We start from the raw sequence: 18,231 nt of genomic DNA on the forward strand, positions 1-18,231 counted from the left end.
GAGTGACCGCCGCCGGGCCGGCGCACGAGGCCGCCTGACGGTCCCCGGGGCCGGCAGGCGTCACTGCCCGGCCGGCACCGCCACCCCCATCACCTCCCGGGCGTGCCGGTTCGGCACCATGCCCAGCCGCCATGCCTGCCACCCCGTCTCCAGGGTCACGCCCCGCTCCAGCAGGAGCCGGTACGCCTCCACGTAGTCGCCCAGCTTCTCGTCCCGCAGCGGATGCCCCGAGCGCGCGAGCCGGGCCAGCTCCTCCTGGGCCACCGCCGTGCCGACCTCCACACCGCCGGCGGCGGCGTACGGCAGCAGGGTGCAGCGCAGGAACGCGGCCCAGTCCGCGCCCCGGCCGTCGCCGTACGAGGTGAACAGCGCCGTGGCCTCGTCGCACAGGCCCAGGGCCTGCTGGGCACGCGCGTTGCCCGCGTCGACGACCGCCAGTTCCAGACAGGTCCAGGCCTCGCCGTGGGCGACGCCGATGCGCTGGAAGTCGGCGCGGGCGTCGACGAGGAGCTGACGGGCGAAGCCCGAGTTGCGCAGCGAGCCCGTCTGGGCCGCGCGCTGGTCCCGCGTCACCCGGGCCGAGTGATGGCGGGCGCAGGCCAGGCCGTAGACATCGCGCATGCGGGAGAACATCGTGCGGGAACGTTCCAGTTCACGGACCGCGTGATCCAGGTCGCCCGTCTCCTCCAGGGCCTGGCCCAGGTAGTAGAGCGTCCAGGCCTCTCCGCGCGCGTCCTCGTTGTCGCGGTGCCGGGCCGCCGCCCGGCGCAGACCGTCCACCGCCGGCGAAGGGTCGCCGGCCACCAGGCGGGCCCGCGCCAGCTGGGTCAGCGCCCAGGCCTCGCCCCGGGCGTCCCGGGTGCGGCCGTACAGGTCGAGGGCCTCGCGCAACTCCGTCTCCGCGCGCGGTACGTCGCCCATGCGCAGCCCCAGCTGGCCGAGCTGGAAGTGCGCCCACGCCTCGCCGTGCACCGAACCCCCCTCCCGGTGCAGCACCAGGGAGCGGGTCAACAGGTCCAGGGACTCGGCGACATGGGCGCGGTCGCGTTCGACGGCGGCCAGCGCGTGCATGGTCCAGGCGCGGTCCGTCGCCAGCTCGGGGGCCGTCTGGAGGTCCAGCGCCTCCCGCAGCTTCGCGGCCGCCTCCGTCAGATTGCCCTGGTGGTGCAGCGTGATGCCCAGCGAGCACAGGGCGCGGGCGGCGCCCGCGTCGTGGTGGGCCTCCATATAGAGGTCGACCACGGACGTCAGCGTCGTGCGCGCCTTGTCGAGCTCGCCCAGCTGACGGGCCGCGATGCCGGTGCGCCACTGCACCGAACGGACCAGCAGGCCCTGGTCGACGGCCTGCGCCAGCTCGCTGATCTCGCCCAGGCGGTAGAGGTCGCCGCGCAGCAGGCAGTAGTCGCACAGCGCGCCGAGCAGGTTCAGCACGGCGGCCTGGTTCACGCCCTCGGCGTGCCGCAGGGTCGCCGTGATGAAGCTCGACTCGTCGTCCAGCCAGCGCAGCGCCTCGTCGAGCGAGGTGAAACCGTGCGGGCTGAACCGGTCCGAGCGGGTCGACATGTTGCCGTCGACCAGCCGCAGCACCGAGTCGGCCAGGTCGCCGTAGCTCACGATCAGCCGTTCCTGCGCGGCCGTGCGCTCGGCCGGCTCCTCCTCGTCGAGCAGGCGGCCCTGGGCGAAGGCGCGGACCAGGTCGTGCAGCCGGTAGCGGTCGCCCCGGACATGGTCGATCAGGCCCGCCCGGGACAGCGTCACGAGCTGCCGGGTGGCCTCCGGCTGGTCGGTGGCCAGGAGCGCGGCGGCGGCCGCCGCGCCGAGTGAGGCCCGGCCGGCCAGGGCCAGCCTGCGCAGCAGCCGCCGCGCCGGGTCCGGCTGGTCGGTGTAGCGCAGCCAGAGCACCCGTTCGACCGGCTCCACCGGGCCGTACGCGTCCAGGTCGGTGGCGAGCTGCCGGGGCGAGCGCGGGCCGAGCGCGGAGCCCGCGACGCGCAGCGCCAGCGGCAGCCCGCCGCACAACTCGCGTATCAGGTCGGCGGATTCGGCGTCGTACGGCCCCGAGGTGTCCGTCGCGGCCGCGCCGAGCAGCTCCTCCGCGCCCGCCGCGTCCAGGGCCTCCACCGGGAGCTGGTGCACCCGGGCCGGGAGATCGGCGGGCAGGTCGAGGGGCTTGCGGGCGGTGACCAGGACGAGGCTGTCGGAACGCTCGGGCATGAGCGTGCGCACCTGCTCCGGGTCGGAGGCGTCGTCCAGGACCACGGTGACCGGCAGCCCGGTCAGGTGCTGGTGGTAGAGCTCGCTCAGCCGTTTGACCTGCTGCTCGGCGGAGGAGCGCTCCCGGAACAGCAGCTGTTCGCGGGGCGCGCCGAGCCGGTTCAGCAGGTGCAGCAACGCGTCGCGGGTGGGCAGCGGCGGCTCCCCGGGGCTGTCGCCGCGCAGATCGACCACGCACGCACCCCGGAACTGGTCCCGCAGGTCGTGGGCGGCACGGACCGCGAGCGTCGTACGACCGCTGCCGGGCGCCCCGTGCAGCACGACGACCGTCGGCCGGGTCTCCGTACTCGCGCGGGCCGCCTGCACCCACTGCCGGATCCGCGCCAGCTCCGCCCGCCGCCCCGCGAACGGGCCGGTGAGCTCGGGGAGTTGCCCGAACGACTGCTCCAGCACGGTCCGCCCCCGCGCGGCCGCGCTCTTGTCCGCGCCGCGCAGCCGCGGCCCCGCCTTCTTCGGACGGGTGGACGCGCTCAGCACGCGTTGCTGATCCAGGAACGGGCGGATCCCCCGCACCTCCAGCGCCGTCAGCCACTGCAACCGCAGCTGTTCAGGGCCGCCCGGCTGGCTCGCGGCTCCCGCCCGGTGGTGCGCGGCCGGCAGATGGGAACCGGCCACCTTCACGACGGTGGCCGCCGCGCCGACGACCCCGACGGCCACCCCCGCGCCCAGGGCCGTGCCCGCGCCGGTGCCCAGCGCCAGGTCGGCGACGGCGGCGGCGACCGCGGCGACGGCCGCCACCAGCAGGGGAGTTCCGCTCCCCTCCCGCGCGTACCGCTGCCCGAAGCTGAGCTGTCCGGCCGCCGCCTCGTCCAGGGCGCGCGTGTAGGCCCCGTACTCCTCGTCTGCCGTCCGGGCCATGGCGTCCAGCGCGCCACGCGTCCGCGTGAGCAGCGCCTGCCCGTCGGTACGCCCGCCCGACCGCCGCACCTCCTCCTCGACGGCCCGAGCGATCAACCGCTCGGCCTCCACCTTGTGACTGTCCCGCATGCCAGGTCCCCCTCCGGCGGCCATGGTGTTCTTCGTGGTCAAGTGTGCGGCGGATGAGGAGTGGAGGGGAGAGGGCGGACGGCCGCCGCCACGGTGCGAGCCGCGCCGTACCCGTGCTGTCCGGAGTTACGGGGGTACTGGGGCAGGATGGACCCCATGCCGAACCGCCTCGCCCAAGAGACGTCCCCGTATCTGCTCCAGCACGCCGACAACCCCGTGGACTGGTGGCCGTGGTCGGCGGAGGCCTTCGACGAGGCCCGCAGCAGCGGCAAACCGGTGCTGCTGAGCGTCGGTTACAGCAGCTGCCACTGGTGCCATGTGATGGCGCGCGAGTCCTTCGAGGACCGGCGGACGGCCGACTACCTGAACGAACACTTCGTCAACATCAAGGTCGACCGCGAGGAACGCCCCGATGTCGACGCCGTCTACATGGAGGCCGTGCAGGCGGCGACCGGGCAGGGCGGCTGGCCCATGACCGTGTTCCTCACGGCGGCGGGCGAGCCCTTCTACTTCGGTACCTACTTCCCGCCCGCGCCCCGGCACGGCATGCCCTCCTTCCGACAGGTGCTGGAGGGTGTGCACAGCGCCTGGACCGAGCGGCGGGACGAGGTCGACGAGGTCGCCGGGAAGATCGTGCGGGACCTGGCGGGGCGCGAGATCTCCTACGGCGACACGCAGAGCCCGGGCGAGGAGGAGATCGCGCGGGCGCTGCTCGGTCTCACCCGGGAGTACGACGCCCAGCGCGGTGGGTTCGGCGGAGCGCCCAAGTTCCCGCCGTCCATGGTGATCGAGTTCCTGCTGCGCCACCACGCGCGCACCGGCTCCGAGGGCGCGCTCCAGATGGCGCAGGACACCTGTGAGCGCATGGCCCGCGGCGGCATCTACGACCAGCTGGGCGGCGGCTTCGCCCGGTACTCCGTGGACCGCGACTGGACCGTGCCGCACTTCGAGAAGATGCTGTACGACAACGCCCTGCTGTGCCGGGTGTACGCGCATCTGTGGCGGGCCACCGGATCGGAGCTCGCCCGCCGGGTCGCGCTGGAGACCGCCGACTTCATGGTGCGGGAACTGCGTACGAACGAGGGCGGGTTCGCCTCCGCGCTGGACGCCGACAGCGACGACGGCAGCGGGCGGCACGTCGAGGGCGCGTACTACGTGTGGACCCCGCGGCAGCTCGCCGAGGTGCTCGGCGAGCAGGACGCGGCGCTCGCGGCCGCCCACTTCGGGGTGACCGAGGAGGGCACCTTCGAGGAGGGCGCCTCCGTGCTGCAACTTCCGCAGCAGGAAGGCGTGTTCGATGCCGAGAAGATCGCCTCCGTCCGGGCACGGCTGCTGGCGGCGCGGGCGGAGCGCCCCGCGCCGGGCCGGGACGACAAGGTGGTGGCCGCCTGGAACGGGCTCGCCGTCGCCGCCCTCGCCGAGACCGGCGCCTACTTCGACCGCCCCGACCTGGTCGAGGCCGCCGTCTCCGCCGCCGATCTCCTCGTACGGCTGCACCTGGACGAGCACGCCCGGCCGGCCCGCACCAGCAGGGACGGCCGGGTCGGTGCGCACGCGGGGGTGCTGGAGGACTACGCGGACGTCGCCGAGGGCTTCCTCGCGCTGGCGTCCGTGACCGGGGAGGGTGTGTGGCTGGAATTCGCCGGCCTGCTGCTCGACCATGTGCTGGCCGGTTTCGTCGACCCGGAGTTGGGGGCCCTGTACGACACCGCCGCCGACGCCGAGCGGCTGATCCGCCGGCCGCAGGATCCGACCGATAACGCGACCCCCTCCGGCTGGACCGCGGCGGCCGGCGCGCTGCTGGGCTATGCGGCGCAGACCGGCTCCGAACCCCATCGCGTCGCCGCCGAGCGGGCATTGGGCGTGGTGAAGGCGCTCGGGCCGCGGGTGCCGCGGTTCATCGGCTGGGGGCTCGCCGTCGCCGAGGCGCTGCTCGACGGGCCGCGGGAGGTCGCGGTCGTCGGTCCGGCGCTCGACGATCCGGCCACCCGGGCCCTGCACCGTACGGCGCTGCTGGGCACCGCCCCGGGTGCCGTGGTGGCGGTGGGCGCCGTGGCGAGTGACGAGTTTCCGCTGCTCGCCGATCGGCCGCTGGTCGGCGGTGAACCGACGGCCTACGTCTGCCGTAACTTCACCTGTGACGCTCCGACCACCGATCCGGAGCGGCTGCGCGGGGCGCTGAACGGCTGAAACGCGACGTGGGGCGCCGGTTTCGACCTAGCGGAATGGGGCATGTGTTCGGACACGTCCGGCAAGTGCTCCAGCGTTCGGAAACACGCTATTTATCGGAAGAGCGCTCGAACTTCACAGTTCCCCCCTAGTCTCTGCACAGTAACGCGACGGATGTGCTTTCCTGTCGCGACAGGGGGCTAAGGGGATCCGGGGGGATCTGTTGCTGACGTCTGTCTTCATCGCTGCCGTTTCACTGGCCTTGTTCTGGATGGCGGCCTTCACTCTGTGGTGGCAGATGCACGCGTGGCGTACGCCCGAAGTGCTCGCTTCCACCCGTTTCAGCAGCCCGGACGGGGGAGACAACCTCTCCTTCTCCCTGCTGCTGCCGGCCCGGCACGAACAAGCCGTGCTGGACCACACGATCCAGCGGTTGCTGGAGTCCACCCACACCGACTTCGAGATCATCGTCATCGTCGGGCACGACGATCCGGAGACCACGGCGGTCGCCGAGCGGGCGGCGGAGCGCGACCAGCGTGTCCGTGTCGTCGTCGACACCCACGAGAAGAAGAACAAGCCGAAGGCCATGAACACGGCGTTGCCGCACTGCCGCGGCGATGTCGTCGGGGTCTTCGACGCCGAGGACCAGGTCCATCCGGAACTGCTCGCCCATGTCGACCACGCGTTCCGCGACAGCGGCGCGGACGTCGTCCAGGGCGGGGTGCAGCTGATCAACTTCCACTCCAGCTGGTACAGCCTGCGCAACTGCCTGGAGTACTTCTTCTGGTTCCGCTCGCGGCTGCACCTGCACGCGCAGAAGGGCTTCATCCCGCTCGGCGGCAACACCGTCTTCGTACGGACCGACGTACTGCGGGAAGCCGACGGCTGGGACCCCGACTGCCTCGCCGAGGACTGCGACCTGGGCGTGCGGCTGTCCAGCGTCGGCAAGAAGGTCGTCGTCGCCTACGACTCCGACATGGTGACCCGGGAGGAGACCCCCGGCTCGCTGATGTCCCTGCTGAAGCAGCGCACCCGCTGGAACCAGGGCTTCCTCCAGGTCTACCGGAAGAAGGACTGGAAGCAACTCCCGGGCTTCGGGCAGCGGTTGCTCGCCCGCTACACCCTCATGACGCCGTTCCTCCAGGCCTTCTCCGGCGTCATCATCCCGCTCAACGTCGCGATCGCGCTCTTCCTCGACGTGCCCGTGGCGATCGCCTTCATCACCTTCCTGCCGGCCGTCACGGCCCTGGTCACCTTCGTCTTCGAGGTCGTCGGACTGCACGACTTCGGCAAGCAGTACGGCCTGCGCGTCCGCCTCGTCCACTACCTGAAGCTCATCGTGGGCGGCCCCTTCTACCAGGTCCTCCTCGCCGGAGCCGCCATCCGCGCCGTATGGCGTGAACAACGCGGCCGCAACGACTGGGAGCTGACCACTCATGTCGGCGCGCATCTAACCGCATCCGAAGTGATCCGAGAGGACGTTCCTGCGTGACCTCCACCCTTCCCGCGGTGACCGCAGTCAAGGTCCCCGCGCAGCGCCGGCCTGCCTCTGAAGCGCGTTCGACGGATCGGACGGAGCCGCCGAAGCGGCTGCGTTCCTCCCGCCCCGACCTCATCCTGTGCGCCGTACTGCTCGTGGCGATCCTCGTCGTGCAGGGCTGGAACATCGCCGACTACCCCACCCTCAGCGACGACGAGGGCACCTACCTCGCCCAGGCCTGGGCGGTCCAGGAGGGCAGGGGCCTGGCCCACTACACGTACTGGTACGACCACCCGCCGCTCGGCTGGATCCAGATCGCCGTGCTCACGTGGATCCCGTCCCTGGTCAGCCCCGGCTCGATGACCGTCGGCTCGATGCGGATCGCGATGCTGCTCGTCAGCGCGATCAGCGCGGTACTGGTCTACGTCCTCGCCCGGCGCCTGTCCCTGCCCCGCTGGGCCGCCGGGCTCGGGATGGTCCTGTTCGGGCTCTCGCCGCTGTCCGTCGTCCTCCAGCGCGAGATCTTCCTCGACAACCTCGCCGTGATGTGGACGCTGCTGGCGTTCTGCCTGGCCGCCTCGCCGAGCCGGCACCTCTGGCACCACTTCGGCGCGGGCATCGCGGCCGCCACGGCCGTGCTCACCAAGGAGACGATGCTCGTCGTCCTGCCCGCCCTGCTCGTCACCATGTGGCGGCACGGACACAAGGACACCCGTAAGTTCGCGCTCACCGGAGCCATCACCGCCTGTTCCCTGATCGGCTTCTCCTACCCCCTGTTCGCCCTGCTCAAGGGCGAGCTGGTGCCCGGCGGTGGCCATGTCTCGCTCTGGGACGGCATCAAGTACCAGATGTCCAGGCCCGGTTCGGGCTTCATCCTGGAGCCGGGCACCGGCTCCCACGGCGTCCTGCAGTCCTGGCTGTACTACGACCGGGTCCTGCCCCTGGGCGGTCTGGCCGGCGCGGTCCTGCTGCTGGTCACCTGGCGCTGGTCGGTCACCGCCCGCGCACTGGCCGGACCGGCCCTCGCGGTCGCCATCCTCACCCTGGTCGCGATGCGCCCCAGCGGCTACCTGCCCGCGATGTACGTCATCGGCGCCCTGCCCTTCCTCGCCCTCGTCCTGGCCGGCGGCACCGCGTCCGTCGCCCACGCCGTGCTGCGCAGACGGCGCGCCGAAGGCGAGAACCGGTATGTCACCGGCGGCCGGTACGCCCTCGCGGCGGTCCTGGCCGTCGCCGCCGGCGCCTACGTCGTGCCGCACTGGTACGACGGCGACCGCACCGCCGTCACCGCCGACGCCAACGCCCCCTACCGGGCCGCGTCCCAGTGGCTCAGCACCGAGGTGGCCCACCCCGAGGACGCCCGGGTCCTGGTCGACGACGCGCTCTGGCTGGACCTGGTGCACGCCGGGTACCGGCCGGGACTCGGCGCGATCTGGTTCTACAAGGCCGACCTCGACCCCGCGGTGAGCAAGACCATGCCGCACGGCTGGCGGGACCTCGACTACGTGGTCGCCTCGCCGACCGTGCGGCGCGACGCCGCCGACCTGCCCGGCGTCAAGGACGCCCTGCAGCACTCGACGCCGGTCGCCACCTTCGGCACCGGCGAGGACCGCATCGAGATCCGCCAGATCGAGACCGTCTCCGGAGGCGTCCGATGAGCCACGAGTCCACCGTCCCGGGCGAGCTGGGCGATCCCGCCGTACAGGCCGCGGAGGTGCCGGAGCCCGGCGCCGTCACCATCGTCGTACCGACCTTCAACGAGTCCGCCAACGTCCGTCAGCTGCTGCGCCAGATCACCGATTCGGTGCCGGCCCGGCTGCCCTGCGAGGTCGTCTTCGTGGACGACTCCACCGACGACACCCCCCAGGTGATCTCCGAGGCGGCCGAGGACTGCCCGTTCCCGGTGACCGTGCTGCACCGGGACGAGCCGGTCGGCGGCCTCGGCGGGGCGGTCGTCGAGGGCATCAGGGCGGCCGGGTCGGACTGGATCGTCGTCATGGACGGCGACTGCCAGCACCCGCCGTCGCTCGTCCCGGAACTGGTCGCCACCGGCGAGCGGGCGAACGCCGGTCTCGTCGTCGCCTCCCGCTACATCAAGGGCGGCAGCCGGGCCGGGCTCGCGGGCAGCTACCGGGTGGCCGTCTCGCGCGGCGCGACCTGGCTGACCAAGTCGCTGTTCCCGCGCAAGCTGCACGGCATCAGCGACCCCATGAGCGGTTTCTTCGCCATCCGCCGCAGCGCGGTCACCGCCGACGTCCTCAAGCCCCTCGGCTACAAGATCCTGCTCGAACTCGCCGTGCGCAACCGTCCCCGCCAGGTCACCGAGGTGCCCTTCGTCTTCCAGGACCGGTTCGCGGGCGAGTCCAAGTCGAGCGCGCAGGAGGGCCTGCGCTTCCTGCGCCACCTGGTCGGCCTGCGCACCGCCTCGCCGGTCGCGCGCATGGTCGGCTTCGGGCTGATCGGCGCCACCGGGTTCGTGCCGAACCTGCTCGGCCTGTGGGCCCTGACCGTCGCGGGACTGCACTACGTCCCCGCGGAGATCCTCGCCAACCAGCTCGGCGTGGCCTGGAACTTCCTGCTCATCGAGCATCTGCTGTTCCGGGACCGGCGCCGGCACCGGCGCTGGTGGGACCGCGTCGGCCGGTTCGCGCTGCTCGCCAACGCGGATCTGCTGCTGCGCATCCCGCTGATCGCCCTGTTCGTGGACCGGTTCGGGATGGGGGCGCTGTCCGCGACCGCGCTCGCGCTGGTCACCACGTTCGTCCTGCGCTTCGCCGGGACCGAGGCGCTGGTCTATCTGCCGCGCCGGGAACGCACCGACGTCCCCGCCGGGAGCCGCACAGCAAGGAGAGCCGTGTGAGCCGTATGAACCTCATGAGCCGCGTGAACCGTACGAACCGTGTGCACGGTACGGACCGCGTGAACCGCACGAACCGGGTGAACGAGTACCGGAGGAGGACCGCGTTCGTCGGGGTGGGCGTCCTGACGGCGGGCCTCCTCCTCACCTCGCCCCAGACCGCCTCCGCCGCCAACCTGATCAAGAACCCCGGCTTCGAGACGGCCGGCACCGACGGCATGCCGTACTGCTGGGAGAAGTCCGGCTGGGGCGACAACGACTTCTCCTTCGCCACCACCACCGACGCCCACTCCGGCACCAAGGCCATGAAGGTCACGCTGACCCGCCGGGTCGACGGCGACCGCAAGGCGCTGATCACGGAGTCCACCGCGTGCGCGCCGGTGGTGTCGCCGGGCAAGCAGTACGACCTCTCGCTCTGGTACAAGACGACCACGCCGGACGCGTCCGTCACCCTCTTCCGCCACGACACCACGGCGGGCTGGCAGTACTGGACCGACCTCAAGACCCTGGAGATGCGGGGCAGCTGGACCCAGGCCTCGGTCCGCACCCCCGACGTCCCGGCCGGCACCGACCGCATCACCTGGGGCGTCTCCGTGTACGGCTCCGGATCGGCGACGACCGACGACTACACGATGGAGCAGGTCCCCGACGTCCTGCCGCCCGCCACCTGCACGGGCACCGCCGAGGAGTGCGCCAACGGCAGGTGGTCGGTGCTGCCCACGCAGAACCCGGTCCGTTCCATGCACTCCGTCGTCCTGAAGAACGGCAAGGTGCTGCTGATCGCGGGCTCCGGCAACAGCGAGGAGCAGTTCGACGCGGGCACGTTCACCTCGGCGGTGTACAACCCGGCCACCGGCACCTACAAGGTCATCCCCACGCCCAAGGACATGTTCTGCGCCGGGCACGTCCAGCTCCAGGACGGGCGCGTCCTGGTGATGAGCGGCAACAAGGCGTTCCCGGTCGCGGGCGGACACGGCTACGAGGGCTTCAAGGACTCGTACATCTTCGATCCCGTCACCGAGACCTACAGCAAGACGAACGACCTGAACGACGGCCACTGGTATCCGTCGGCGACGGAGCTCGGCAACGGCGACATCATCTCCTTCGGCGGGCTGCGCGAGGACTCCACCGGTTCGGTGACCGCCGAGCTCTGGTCCGACGCGCAGCAGAAGTGGCTGCCGCTGTGGCAGGTCAACCAGACCTGGTCGTACTGGGGTCTGTACCCGTCGATGATCCTGATGCAGGACGGCCGCCTCTTCTACTCGGGCAGCCATGTCTTCGGCAACAACATCCCGGGCACGGGTGCGGCGATCTACGACTACGGCGCGAACACCATCACCCAGATCCCGGGGCTGCAGAAGAAGGACGAGCGCGACCAGTCGGCGAGCGTGCTGCTGCCCCCGGCGCAGGACCAGAAGGTCCTCACCCTCGGCGGCGGCAACATCGACTCCAACCCGGACGGCAACCGGCTGACCGACGTGATCGACCTCAAGGCGGCCAACCCCGCCTACGTCGCCGGGCCGCCGATCCCGCAGGGCACGGTGGACCTCGGCAACGGTCCGGTGGCCGAGACCGGCAACCAGGGCAAGATGTACGTCTCCGCCGTACTGCTGCCCGACGGCAAGGTGCTGGAGACGGGCGGGGCGCTGCACAACCGGGCGGACCCGGTGTTCGAGTCGTCGATCTACGACCCGGCGACCAACACCTTCGACCCGGTGGCGGCCGACCCGCAGGCCCGCGGCTACCACTCGTCGTCGTTCCTGCTGCCGGACGGCCGGGTGATGTCGACCGGCGACAACCCGGGCAACGGCACCTGGAACCACAACGTGTCGATCTACACCCCGCCCTACCTGCTCAAGGGCACGCGTCCGACGATCACCTCGGTGATCGACACCGAGTGGAACTACGGCGACACCCAGCGGATCACGGTCGACCGTCCGGTGGCCAAGGCCGAGCTGATCCGCCCGGCCGCCGTCACCCACTCCTCCGATCCCAACCAGCGGTTCGTGGACCTGCCGCTGTCCGTCGACGGCAACAACGTCGACCTGAACGTGACGAGCAACCCCGACCTGGCGCCGCCCGGCTGGTACATGCTCTTCGCGGTGGACGCCAACGGAGTGCCGTCGGTGGCGAAGTGGGTCCACCTCCAGGGCCCGGCGGCGCTGAGCGCCACGGACGCCTCCGCCCACGTGCACTCCTTCGCCGACTCCCTGGAGGGCAAGGTCGCCGAGCCCGGCAAGAAGCGCACCTCGCAGAAGGTCAGTCCCACCGTCTCCGGCTGTGACCGGCACTACGGCACGATCAACGTGTGCGTGCCGACCGCCTTCCCGGCGGTGGTGAACAAGACGACGGCCGCGCGCTGCGCCTGGCTGAAGAAGAACGACTACGGCCGTCTGAAGGTCAACGGCGGCGACGACCCGCTGGGCCTGGACCGCGACCGGGACGGCGTCGCCTGCGGGAAGGGTGACGTGAAGAAGAGCTAGCGCTCGCCCGCGAACTCCGCCAGGGCGCGCGCCACGATGGCCTCCAGCTGTTCGTGGTGCGCGCCCTTCCAGTACGCGCGCCCGCACTCCCGGCACTGCGCGAAGACGTCGTACGACGCCTGCGTGCCGTGTTTGAGCTGGTCGGCGACCTCGTCCTTGGTGGCCTCCTTCAGCAGCCCGTTGCAGGCGGTGCAGCGGGTCCAGGGGCGCAGTGCGGGGGCGAAGCGGTCCAGGACGTCCCGGAGCTGGTCGTCGGGGCTGGTGCTGTAGACGAACGCGCCCGCCCACAGTTCGCGGCGGCGCAGCAGACCGCGGTCGCGGCTGAGCATGACCCGCTGCTCGGCGGCCGACCGGGCGGCGAGCGCCGGGTCGCCGATGTCGGTCGACTCGTACGCCGTGTCCACGCCGAGCAGGCGCAGGCGGCGGGCGAGCGTGCCGAGGTGGACGTCGAGGAGGAAGCGCAGCGGGGCGCCGGGAACTCGCTGGGGACGCTCTACGGCCCGTACGGTCACCGACTCGCCCGCGGCCGGGATGTGAGAGACCGGCACGGTGCGGCCGTCCACGACCAGGGAGCCGACCTCGGTGAGCGGCACCCCGAGGGACTCGACGACGTGGCCGAGGGTCGATACGCCGTCGGCGGCCAGGGCGGTGGCGCCGTGGCGTCGGGCGTGCGGGACGAACAGGGCGAGTTCGGGGGCGACTTCGACATGGATCTCGACACGGTTCACCAGGTCAGGATGGCATGGCGGGCCGGTCGGGGGCTCAGGGGTTTCGCGGCCCGAGGCCGTGCTCCAGGACGTCCAGGGTGCGGTCGACGAGGCTCGCGAAGTCGTCCGTGTGCCCCTTCTCGGCCCAGTACAGGGACGTCTCCATCAGACCGCCGACCAGGGACATCGCGTAGACCCGCACCTCTATGCCCTCCGGGTCGCGGCCGGTGCGCTCGCCGATGGCCCGGCAGAGCATGCGGCCGGTGACCGACATGCTCTCCATCATGCGCGAGCGGACCGCGGGGATCTCGACCATCAGCCGGCTGCGCAGCCGGGCCACCTCCGGGTCGTCCTCGATGCCCAGACCGATGGCCTTGCGTATCACGTACCGGATGGACTCCGGCCACGGCTCGTCGGCCGGCCGGGCGCGCAGTTCGTCCAGCAGGATCGGGTCGTACTCGTCCGTGAGGACGATGTCCTCCTTGGTGGGGAAGTAGCGGAAGACGGTCGACGGCGACACCTCGGCGCGCTCGGCGATCTGGTCGATCGTCGTGGCGTCGTACCCCTGTTCCGTGATCAGCCCGTAGGTGGCGGTACGGATCGCCTCACGGGTCTTGATCTTCTTCCGTTCCCGGAGTCCCAGCGGGGGCCGGTCGGCGGGGGTGGTGCTGTGTGCGGCCGTCATGCTGGTCATTGTCCGGCATCGGCCACGGGCGTGACCACGGCCGGGGGTTCCTCGTCCGCGGTGGTCCGGAGGGCCGGGGCGCCCGGCAGGAACGCGGCGGCCAGCAGCGCGGCGGCGACCGACGCGATGGCGCACACCAGCAGCACCAGGCCCATGCCGTGGACGTAGGCGGCGTCCGCGGAGGCCGCGAGCGGGGCCGAGCCCGCCCGCCCGGCGACGATGTGCGCCGCCACCACCGAGTCCCCGGCGAGGTCGGCGGCCGCCGAGGGCAGCCCGGTGACGTCGAGCCGGTCGCGGAAGGCGCCGGCGAGCAGGCTGCCGAGCAGGGCGATGCCGATCGCGCCGCCGACCTGGCGCAGGGTCATCAGCAGCCCGGAGCCGCTGCCGGCGCGGTCGCGGGGCAGGGCGGCCAGGGCGCCGTCCATGGCCGGGACGACCGAGAAGCCGAAGCCGACGCCCGCGATCGACAGCCACAGCGCGGTGAAGCCGTAGCCGGAGTCGACCGTCGTGCGGCTGCCGAGCAGCGCGGCGAAGGCCAGCACGACCAGGCCCGCGCTGACGACGGCACGGGCCCCGAACCGCTCCACCACCGGCTGGGCGGTCCGCGCGGCGACCATCAGGCCGCCCATCATCGGCAGCAGGCGCACCCCGGTGCCCAGGGCGTCGTGGCCGAGGACGGCCTGGAGGTAGGGCGGCAGGACGAACATCAGGCCCGACAGGACGAACATCACCAGGGTCGCCGCGACCGTGTTGAGCAGGAACCCGCGCTGGGCGAGCAGGCTCATGTCGAGCATGGGGCGCGCGGCCCGGCGCTCGCGCAGGACCAGGCCGGTGAGCAGGACCACGGCGGCGGCGAGGAGGACGGCCACCAGCGGGTCGCCCCAGCCGCGGTCGGGCGCCTCGATGATCGCGTAGACGAGGACGGCGAGCCCGGACGCGGTGAGCGCGGTGGAGACGGCGTCGACCTTCGGGGAGGCCGGGTCGCGGGTCTCGGGCAGCAGGAACACGCAGGCCGTGACGCCGATCGCGACCATCGGGACGTTGACGAGGAAGACCGAGCCCCACCAGAAGTGGTTGAGCAGGAAGCCGCCGATGATCGGGCCGAGGGGCAGGCCGAGCGCGGAGGCGGCCGAGACGACGCCGACGGCCCGGGTGCGCTCCTGCGGCCCGAACAGCGAGGGCAGCACGGACATGGCGAGCGGCATCACCAGCGCGGCGCCGACGCCCATCACCGCGCGGGCGGCGACGACCCGGTTCACGTCCCCGGCCAGGGTGCCGACCAGTGAGCCGGCCAGGAAGATCACGAGCCCGGTGACCAGCATCCGCCGGCGGCCGAACCGGTCGCCGAGCAGGCCCGCGGGGAGCATCAGCGCGGCGAAGACGACGATGTAGGCGTCCGCCATCCACTGTTGCTGGCCGGTGGTGGCACCGAGCTGGTCCGCCATGGTCGGCAGCGCCACGTTGAGGATCGTCATGTCGAAGCCGAGCACCAGCATGCTCGCGACCAGGGCGCCCAGGGCCCACCAGCGGCGCGGGTCGCGTCGTATGCCTTCGTCGTGCGTGACAGTAGCCATGAAATGAAAGTAACTCTCAAAAAGCAGTAACTGTCAATCACGAGCTTCTCTCGAAACAGAGAAATGGCCACGGCTTGTGAGCCGTGGCCATCGAGGGGAGGGGGAGGGGTGCTACGCGTGCTGGTAGGCCACCAGGGAGATGCCGACGTAGTGGACGACGAAGGCGGCCAGGGTGAGCGAGTGGAACACCTCGTGGAAGCCGAACCAGCGCGGCGACGGGTTGGGGCGCTTGATCCCGTAGATGACGCCGCCCGCGCTGTAGAGCAGGCCGCCCACGATCACCAGGACGAGCACGGCGATACCGCCCGTGCGCATGAAGTCCGGCAGGAAGAAGACGGCCGCCCAGCCCATCGCGATGTAGCAGGGGGTGTAGAGCCAGCGCGGGGCGCCGACCCAGAAGACGCGGAAGAGGATGCCCGCGGTCGCCGCGCCCCAGACGCTCCACAGCAGCCACTGGCCCTTGGCCCCGGGCAGCAGCAGCATGGTCAGAGGGGTGTAGGTGCCCGCGATGATCAGGAAGATGTTCGCGTGGTCGAGGCGGCGCAGGACGCCGTCCATTCTCGGGCTCCAGTCGCCCCGGTGGTACAGCGCGCTCACGCCGAACAGCAGGCAAGCCGTCAGTGCGTAGATCCCGCAGGCGATGCGGCCGCGGGGTGAGTCGGCGAGGGCGGTGAGCACCAGGCCCGAGATCAGTGCGGCCGGGAACATGCCCAGGTGCAGCCAGCCGCGCAGCTTCGGCTTGACCGGATGCGGCAGGGAGAGCGTGACGGGACCGCGGCCGGCGGCCGCCGTGTCCGTGGGTGCGTCGGGGACGGGCGCAGTCATGCGTCGCATCGTACCTACGGAACCGTAAGTTACGTATCAGTACGACAGTCGTAGTGGCGATGATCTCACGCGATTCGGGCAACGCGAAAAGTCTCCCGGTCGAACGCCATGTGGACGCAAAGGAGCGCGTCTACACGTGGCGATGGTCACTCCGCTCACCTGTGACGCCCTCTGGACATATGGGCGGACTCGTCGGATGATCAAATGAGTGCAGTCGGCACCGGATGAGCGGACACGAGGTTCCGCGGTGCAGCATCCGGGTCGCAGCCCCCACGGGGCCTCCAACAAAAAACTCCCTCTTTTTAGGAGCAATCGTGGCGCGCGACATCGCGGCTCCCGTCATTCCCACCAACCATCAGGAACTGATCTCGTGGGTCAACGAGATCGCCGAACTGACCCAGCCGGACAACGTGGTCTGGTGTGACGGATCCGAGGCCGAGTACGACAGGCTGTCCGAGGAGCTGGTGGCCAAGGGCACCTTCCGCAAACTCGACCCGATCAAGCGCCCCAACTCGTACTACGCCGCCTCCGACCCGACCGACGTCGCCCGGGTCGAGGACCGCACCTTCATCTGCTCGAAGGAGGAGGCGGACGCCGGCCCGACCAACCACTGGAAGGACCCCGCGGAGATGCGGGAGATCTTCCAGGGCGAGCAGGGCGTCTTCCGCGGCTCGATGCGCGGCCGGACGATGTACGTCGTCCCGTTCTGCATGGGCCCGCTGGGCTCCGACCTCTCCGCGATCGGCGTCGAGATCACCGACTCCGCCTACGTCGCCGTGTCCATGCGCACCATGACCCGCATGGGACAGCCGGTCCTGGACGAGCTCGGCTCCGACGGCTTCTTCGTGAAGGCGGTGCACACCCTCGGCGCGCCCCTCGCGCAGGGCGAGGCGGACGTGCCGTGGCCGTGCAACAGCACCAAGTACATCTCCCACTTCCCCGAGGCGCGGGAGATCTGGTCCTACGGCTCCGGCTACGGCGGCAACGCGCTGCTCGGCAAGAAGTGCTACGCCCTGCGCATAGCCTCCGTCATGGCCCGTGACGAGGGCTGGCTCGCCGAGCACATGCTGATCCTCAAGCTGACCCCGCCGCAGGGCGAGTCCAAGTACGTCGCCGCCGCCTTCCCGAGCGCCTGCGGCAAGACGAACCTCGCCATGCTGGAGCCCACCGTCTCCGGCTGGACGGTCGAGACGATCGGCGACGACATCGCCTGGATGCGCTTCGGCGAGGACGGCCGCCTCTACGCGATCAACCCCGAGGCCGGCTTCTTCGGTGTCGCCCCCGGCACCGGCGAGCACACCAACGCCAACGCGATGAAGACGCTGTGGGGCAACTCCGTCTTCACCAACGTCGCCCTCACCGACGACAACGACATCTGGTGGGAGGGCATGACGGAGGAGACTCCGGCCCACCTCACGGACTGGAAGGGCAACGACTGGACGCCGGAGACCGGCACCCCGGCCGCCCACCCCAACGCCCGCTTCACCGTCCCCGCCGCGCAGTGCCCGATCATCGCGCCCGAGTGGGAGGACCCCAAGGGCGTGCCGATCTCGGCCATCCTGTTCGGTGGCCGTCGCGCCACCGCGGTCCCGCTGGTCACGGAGTCCTTCGACTGGAACCACGGCGTCTTCCTCGGCGCCAACGTGGCGAGCGAGAAGACCGCCGCGGCCGAGGGCAAGGTCGGCGAGCTGCGCCGCGACCCCTTCGCCATGCTGCCGTTCTGCGGCTACAACATGGGCGACTACATGGGGCACTGGGTCGACGTCGCCAAGGACAAGGACCAGGCGAAGCTCCCGAAGATCTACTACGTCAACTGGTTCCGCAAGAACGACGAGGGCAAGTTCGTCTGGCCCGGCTTCGGCGAGAACAGCCGCGTCCTGAAGTGGATCGTCGACCGCCTCGACGGCCGCGCCGAGGGCGTCGAGACCCCCATCGGCATCCTGCCGGCCAAGGGTGCCCTGGACACCAACGGCCTGGACCTGTCGGAGTCCGACCTGGACTTCCTGCTCACGGTCGACAAGGAGGTCTGGCGCGAGGAGGCCGCCCTGGTCCCCGAGCACCTCAACACCTTCGGCGACCACACGCCCAAGGAGCTGTGGGACGAGTACCGCGCCCTGGTGCAGCGCCTGGGCTGACCGCCCCCAAGGACGCCGCGGCCGGCTCCGATCGAGCCCTGACCAGCAGTATCGT

At 71.2% G+C, this 18,231-nt stretch carries 11 protein-coding genes; 6 read left to right on the forward strand and 5 right to left on the reverse strand.

Annotation, left to right across the window (positions count from 1 at the left end; genetic code table 11):
• Positions 1–60: 60 nt before the first annotated feature.
• Positions 61–3,261 (reverse strand): tetratricopeptide repeat protein, encoded by a 3,201-nt coding sequence (locus ACFV0T_RS11940; RefSeq protein ID WP_385777180.1) that lies wholly within the window; start codon positions 3,259–3,261, stop codon positions 61–63.
• Positions 3,262–3,417: 156 nt separating this feature from the next.
• Between ACFV0T_RS11940 and ACFV0T_RS11945 the strand changes: the two genes are divergently transcribed.
• The 5 genes from ACFV0T_RS11945 (at position 3,418) to ACFV0T_RS11965 (ending at position 12,250) form a co-directional block, all read left to right on the forward strand.
• Positions 3,418–5,451 (forward strand): thioredoxin domain-containing protein, encoded by a 2,034-nt coding sequence (locus tag ACFV0T_RS11945; protein ID WP_385777182.1) that lies wholly within the window; start codon positions 3,418–3,420, stop codon positions 5,449–5,451.
• Positions 5,452–5,653: 202 nt separating this feature from the next.
• Complete coding sequence (locus tag ACFV0T_RS11950) at positions 5,654–6,922, forward strand: glycosyltransferase (protein ID WP_385777184.1); 1,269 nt, start codon at positions 5,654–5,656, stop codon at positions 6,920–6,922.
• Entirely contained in the window at positions 6,919–8,568 is a 1,650-nt protein-coding gene (locus tag ACFV0T_RS11955) for an ArnT family glycosyltransferase (protein ID WP_385777186.1), read from the forward strand. The genes ACFV0T_RS11950 and ACFV0T_RS11955 overlap by 4 nt, the downstream gene beginning before the upstream one ends.
• Complete coding sequence (locus ACFV0T_RS11960) at positions 8,565–9,770, forward strand: glycosyltransferase (RefSeq protein ID WP_385777188.1); 1,206 nt, start codon at positions 8,565–8,567, stop codon at positions 9,768–9,770. The genes ACFV0T_RS11955 and ACFV0T_RS11960 overlap by 4 nt, the downstream gene beginning before the upstream one ends.
• A gap of 77 nt (positions 9,771–9,847) precedes the next feature.
• Entirely contained in the window at positions 9,848–12,250 is a 2,403-nt protein-coding gene (locus ACFV0T_RS11965) for a galactose oxidase-like domain-containing protein (RefSeq protein ID WP_385777388.1), read from the forward strand.
• Here the strand turns inward: ACFV0T_RS11965 and ACFV0T_RS11970 are convergent.
• From ACFV0T_RS11970 to ACFV0T_RS11985, 4 genes are all read right to left on the reverse strand, one after another.
• Positions 12,247–12,978: a Mut7-C RNAse domain-containing protein gene (locus tag ACFV0T_RS11970; protein ID WP_385777190.1), complete on the reverse strand. Its 732-nt coding sequence runs from the start codon at positions 12,976–12,978 to the stop codon at positions 12,247–12,249. The genes ACFV0T_RS11965 and ACFV0T_RS11970 overlap by 4 nt on opposite strands.
• Positions 12,979–13,012: 34 nt before the next feature.
• Entirely contained in the window at positions 13,013–13,651 is a 639-nt protein-coding gene (locus ACFV0T_RS11975; RefSeq protein ID WP_385777192.1) for a TetR/AcrR family transcriptional regulator, read from the reverse strand.
• Positions 13,648–15,216, reverse strand: a complete 1,569-nt coding sequence (locus ACFV0T_RS11980) for an MFS transporter (protein WP_385777194.1) — start codon at positions 15,214–15,216, stop codon at positions 13,648–13,650. Before ACFV0T_RS11980 ends, ACFV0T_RS11975 begins: the two co-directional genes overlap by 4 nt.
• A 111-nt stretch (positions 15,217–15,327) precedes the next feature.
• Complete coding sequence (locus tag ACFV0T_RS11985; RefSeq protein ID WP_385777196.1) at positions 15,328–16,041, reverse strand: hemolysin III family protein; 714 nt, start codon at positions 16,039–16,041, stop codon at positions 15,328–15,330.
• 314 nt (positions 16,042–16,355) lie between these two features.
• On the opposite strand from ACFV0T_RS11985, the gene ACFV0T_RS11990 reads away from it, so the two are divergent.
• A complete protein-coding gene (locus ACFV0T_RS11990; protein ID WP_385777198.1) occupies positions 16,356–18,176 on the forward strand; it encodes a phosphoenolpyruvate carboxykinase (GTP) in 1,821 nt (606 codons plus the stop codon).
• Positions 18,177–18,231: the final 55 nt, after the last annotated feature.

This window comes from Streptomyces sp. NPDC059582 (assembly GCF_042735715.1).
Taxonomy (GTDB): domain Bacteria; phylum Actinomycetota; class Actinomycetes; order Streptomycetales; family Streptomycetaceae; genus Streptomyces.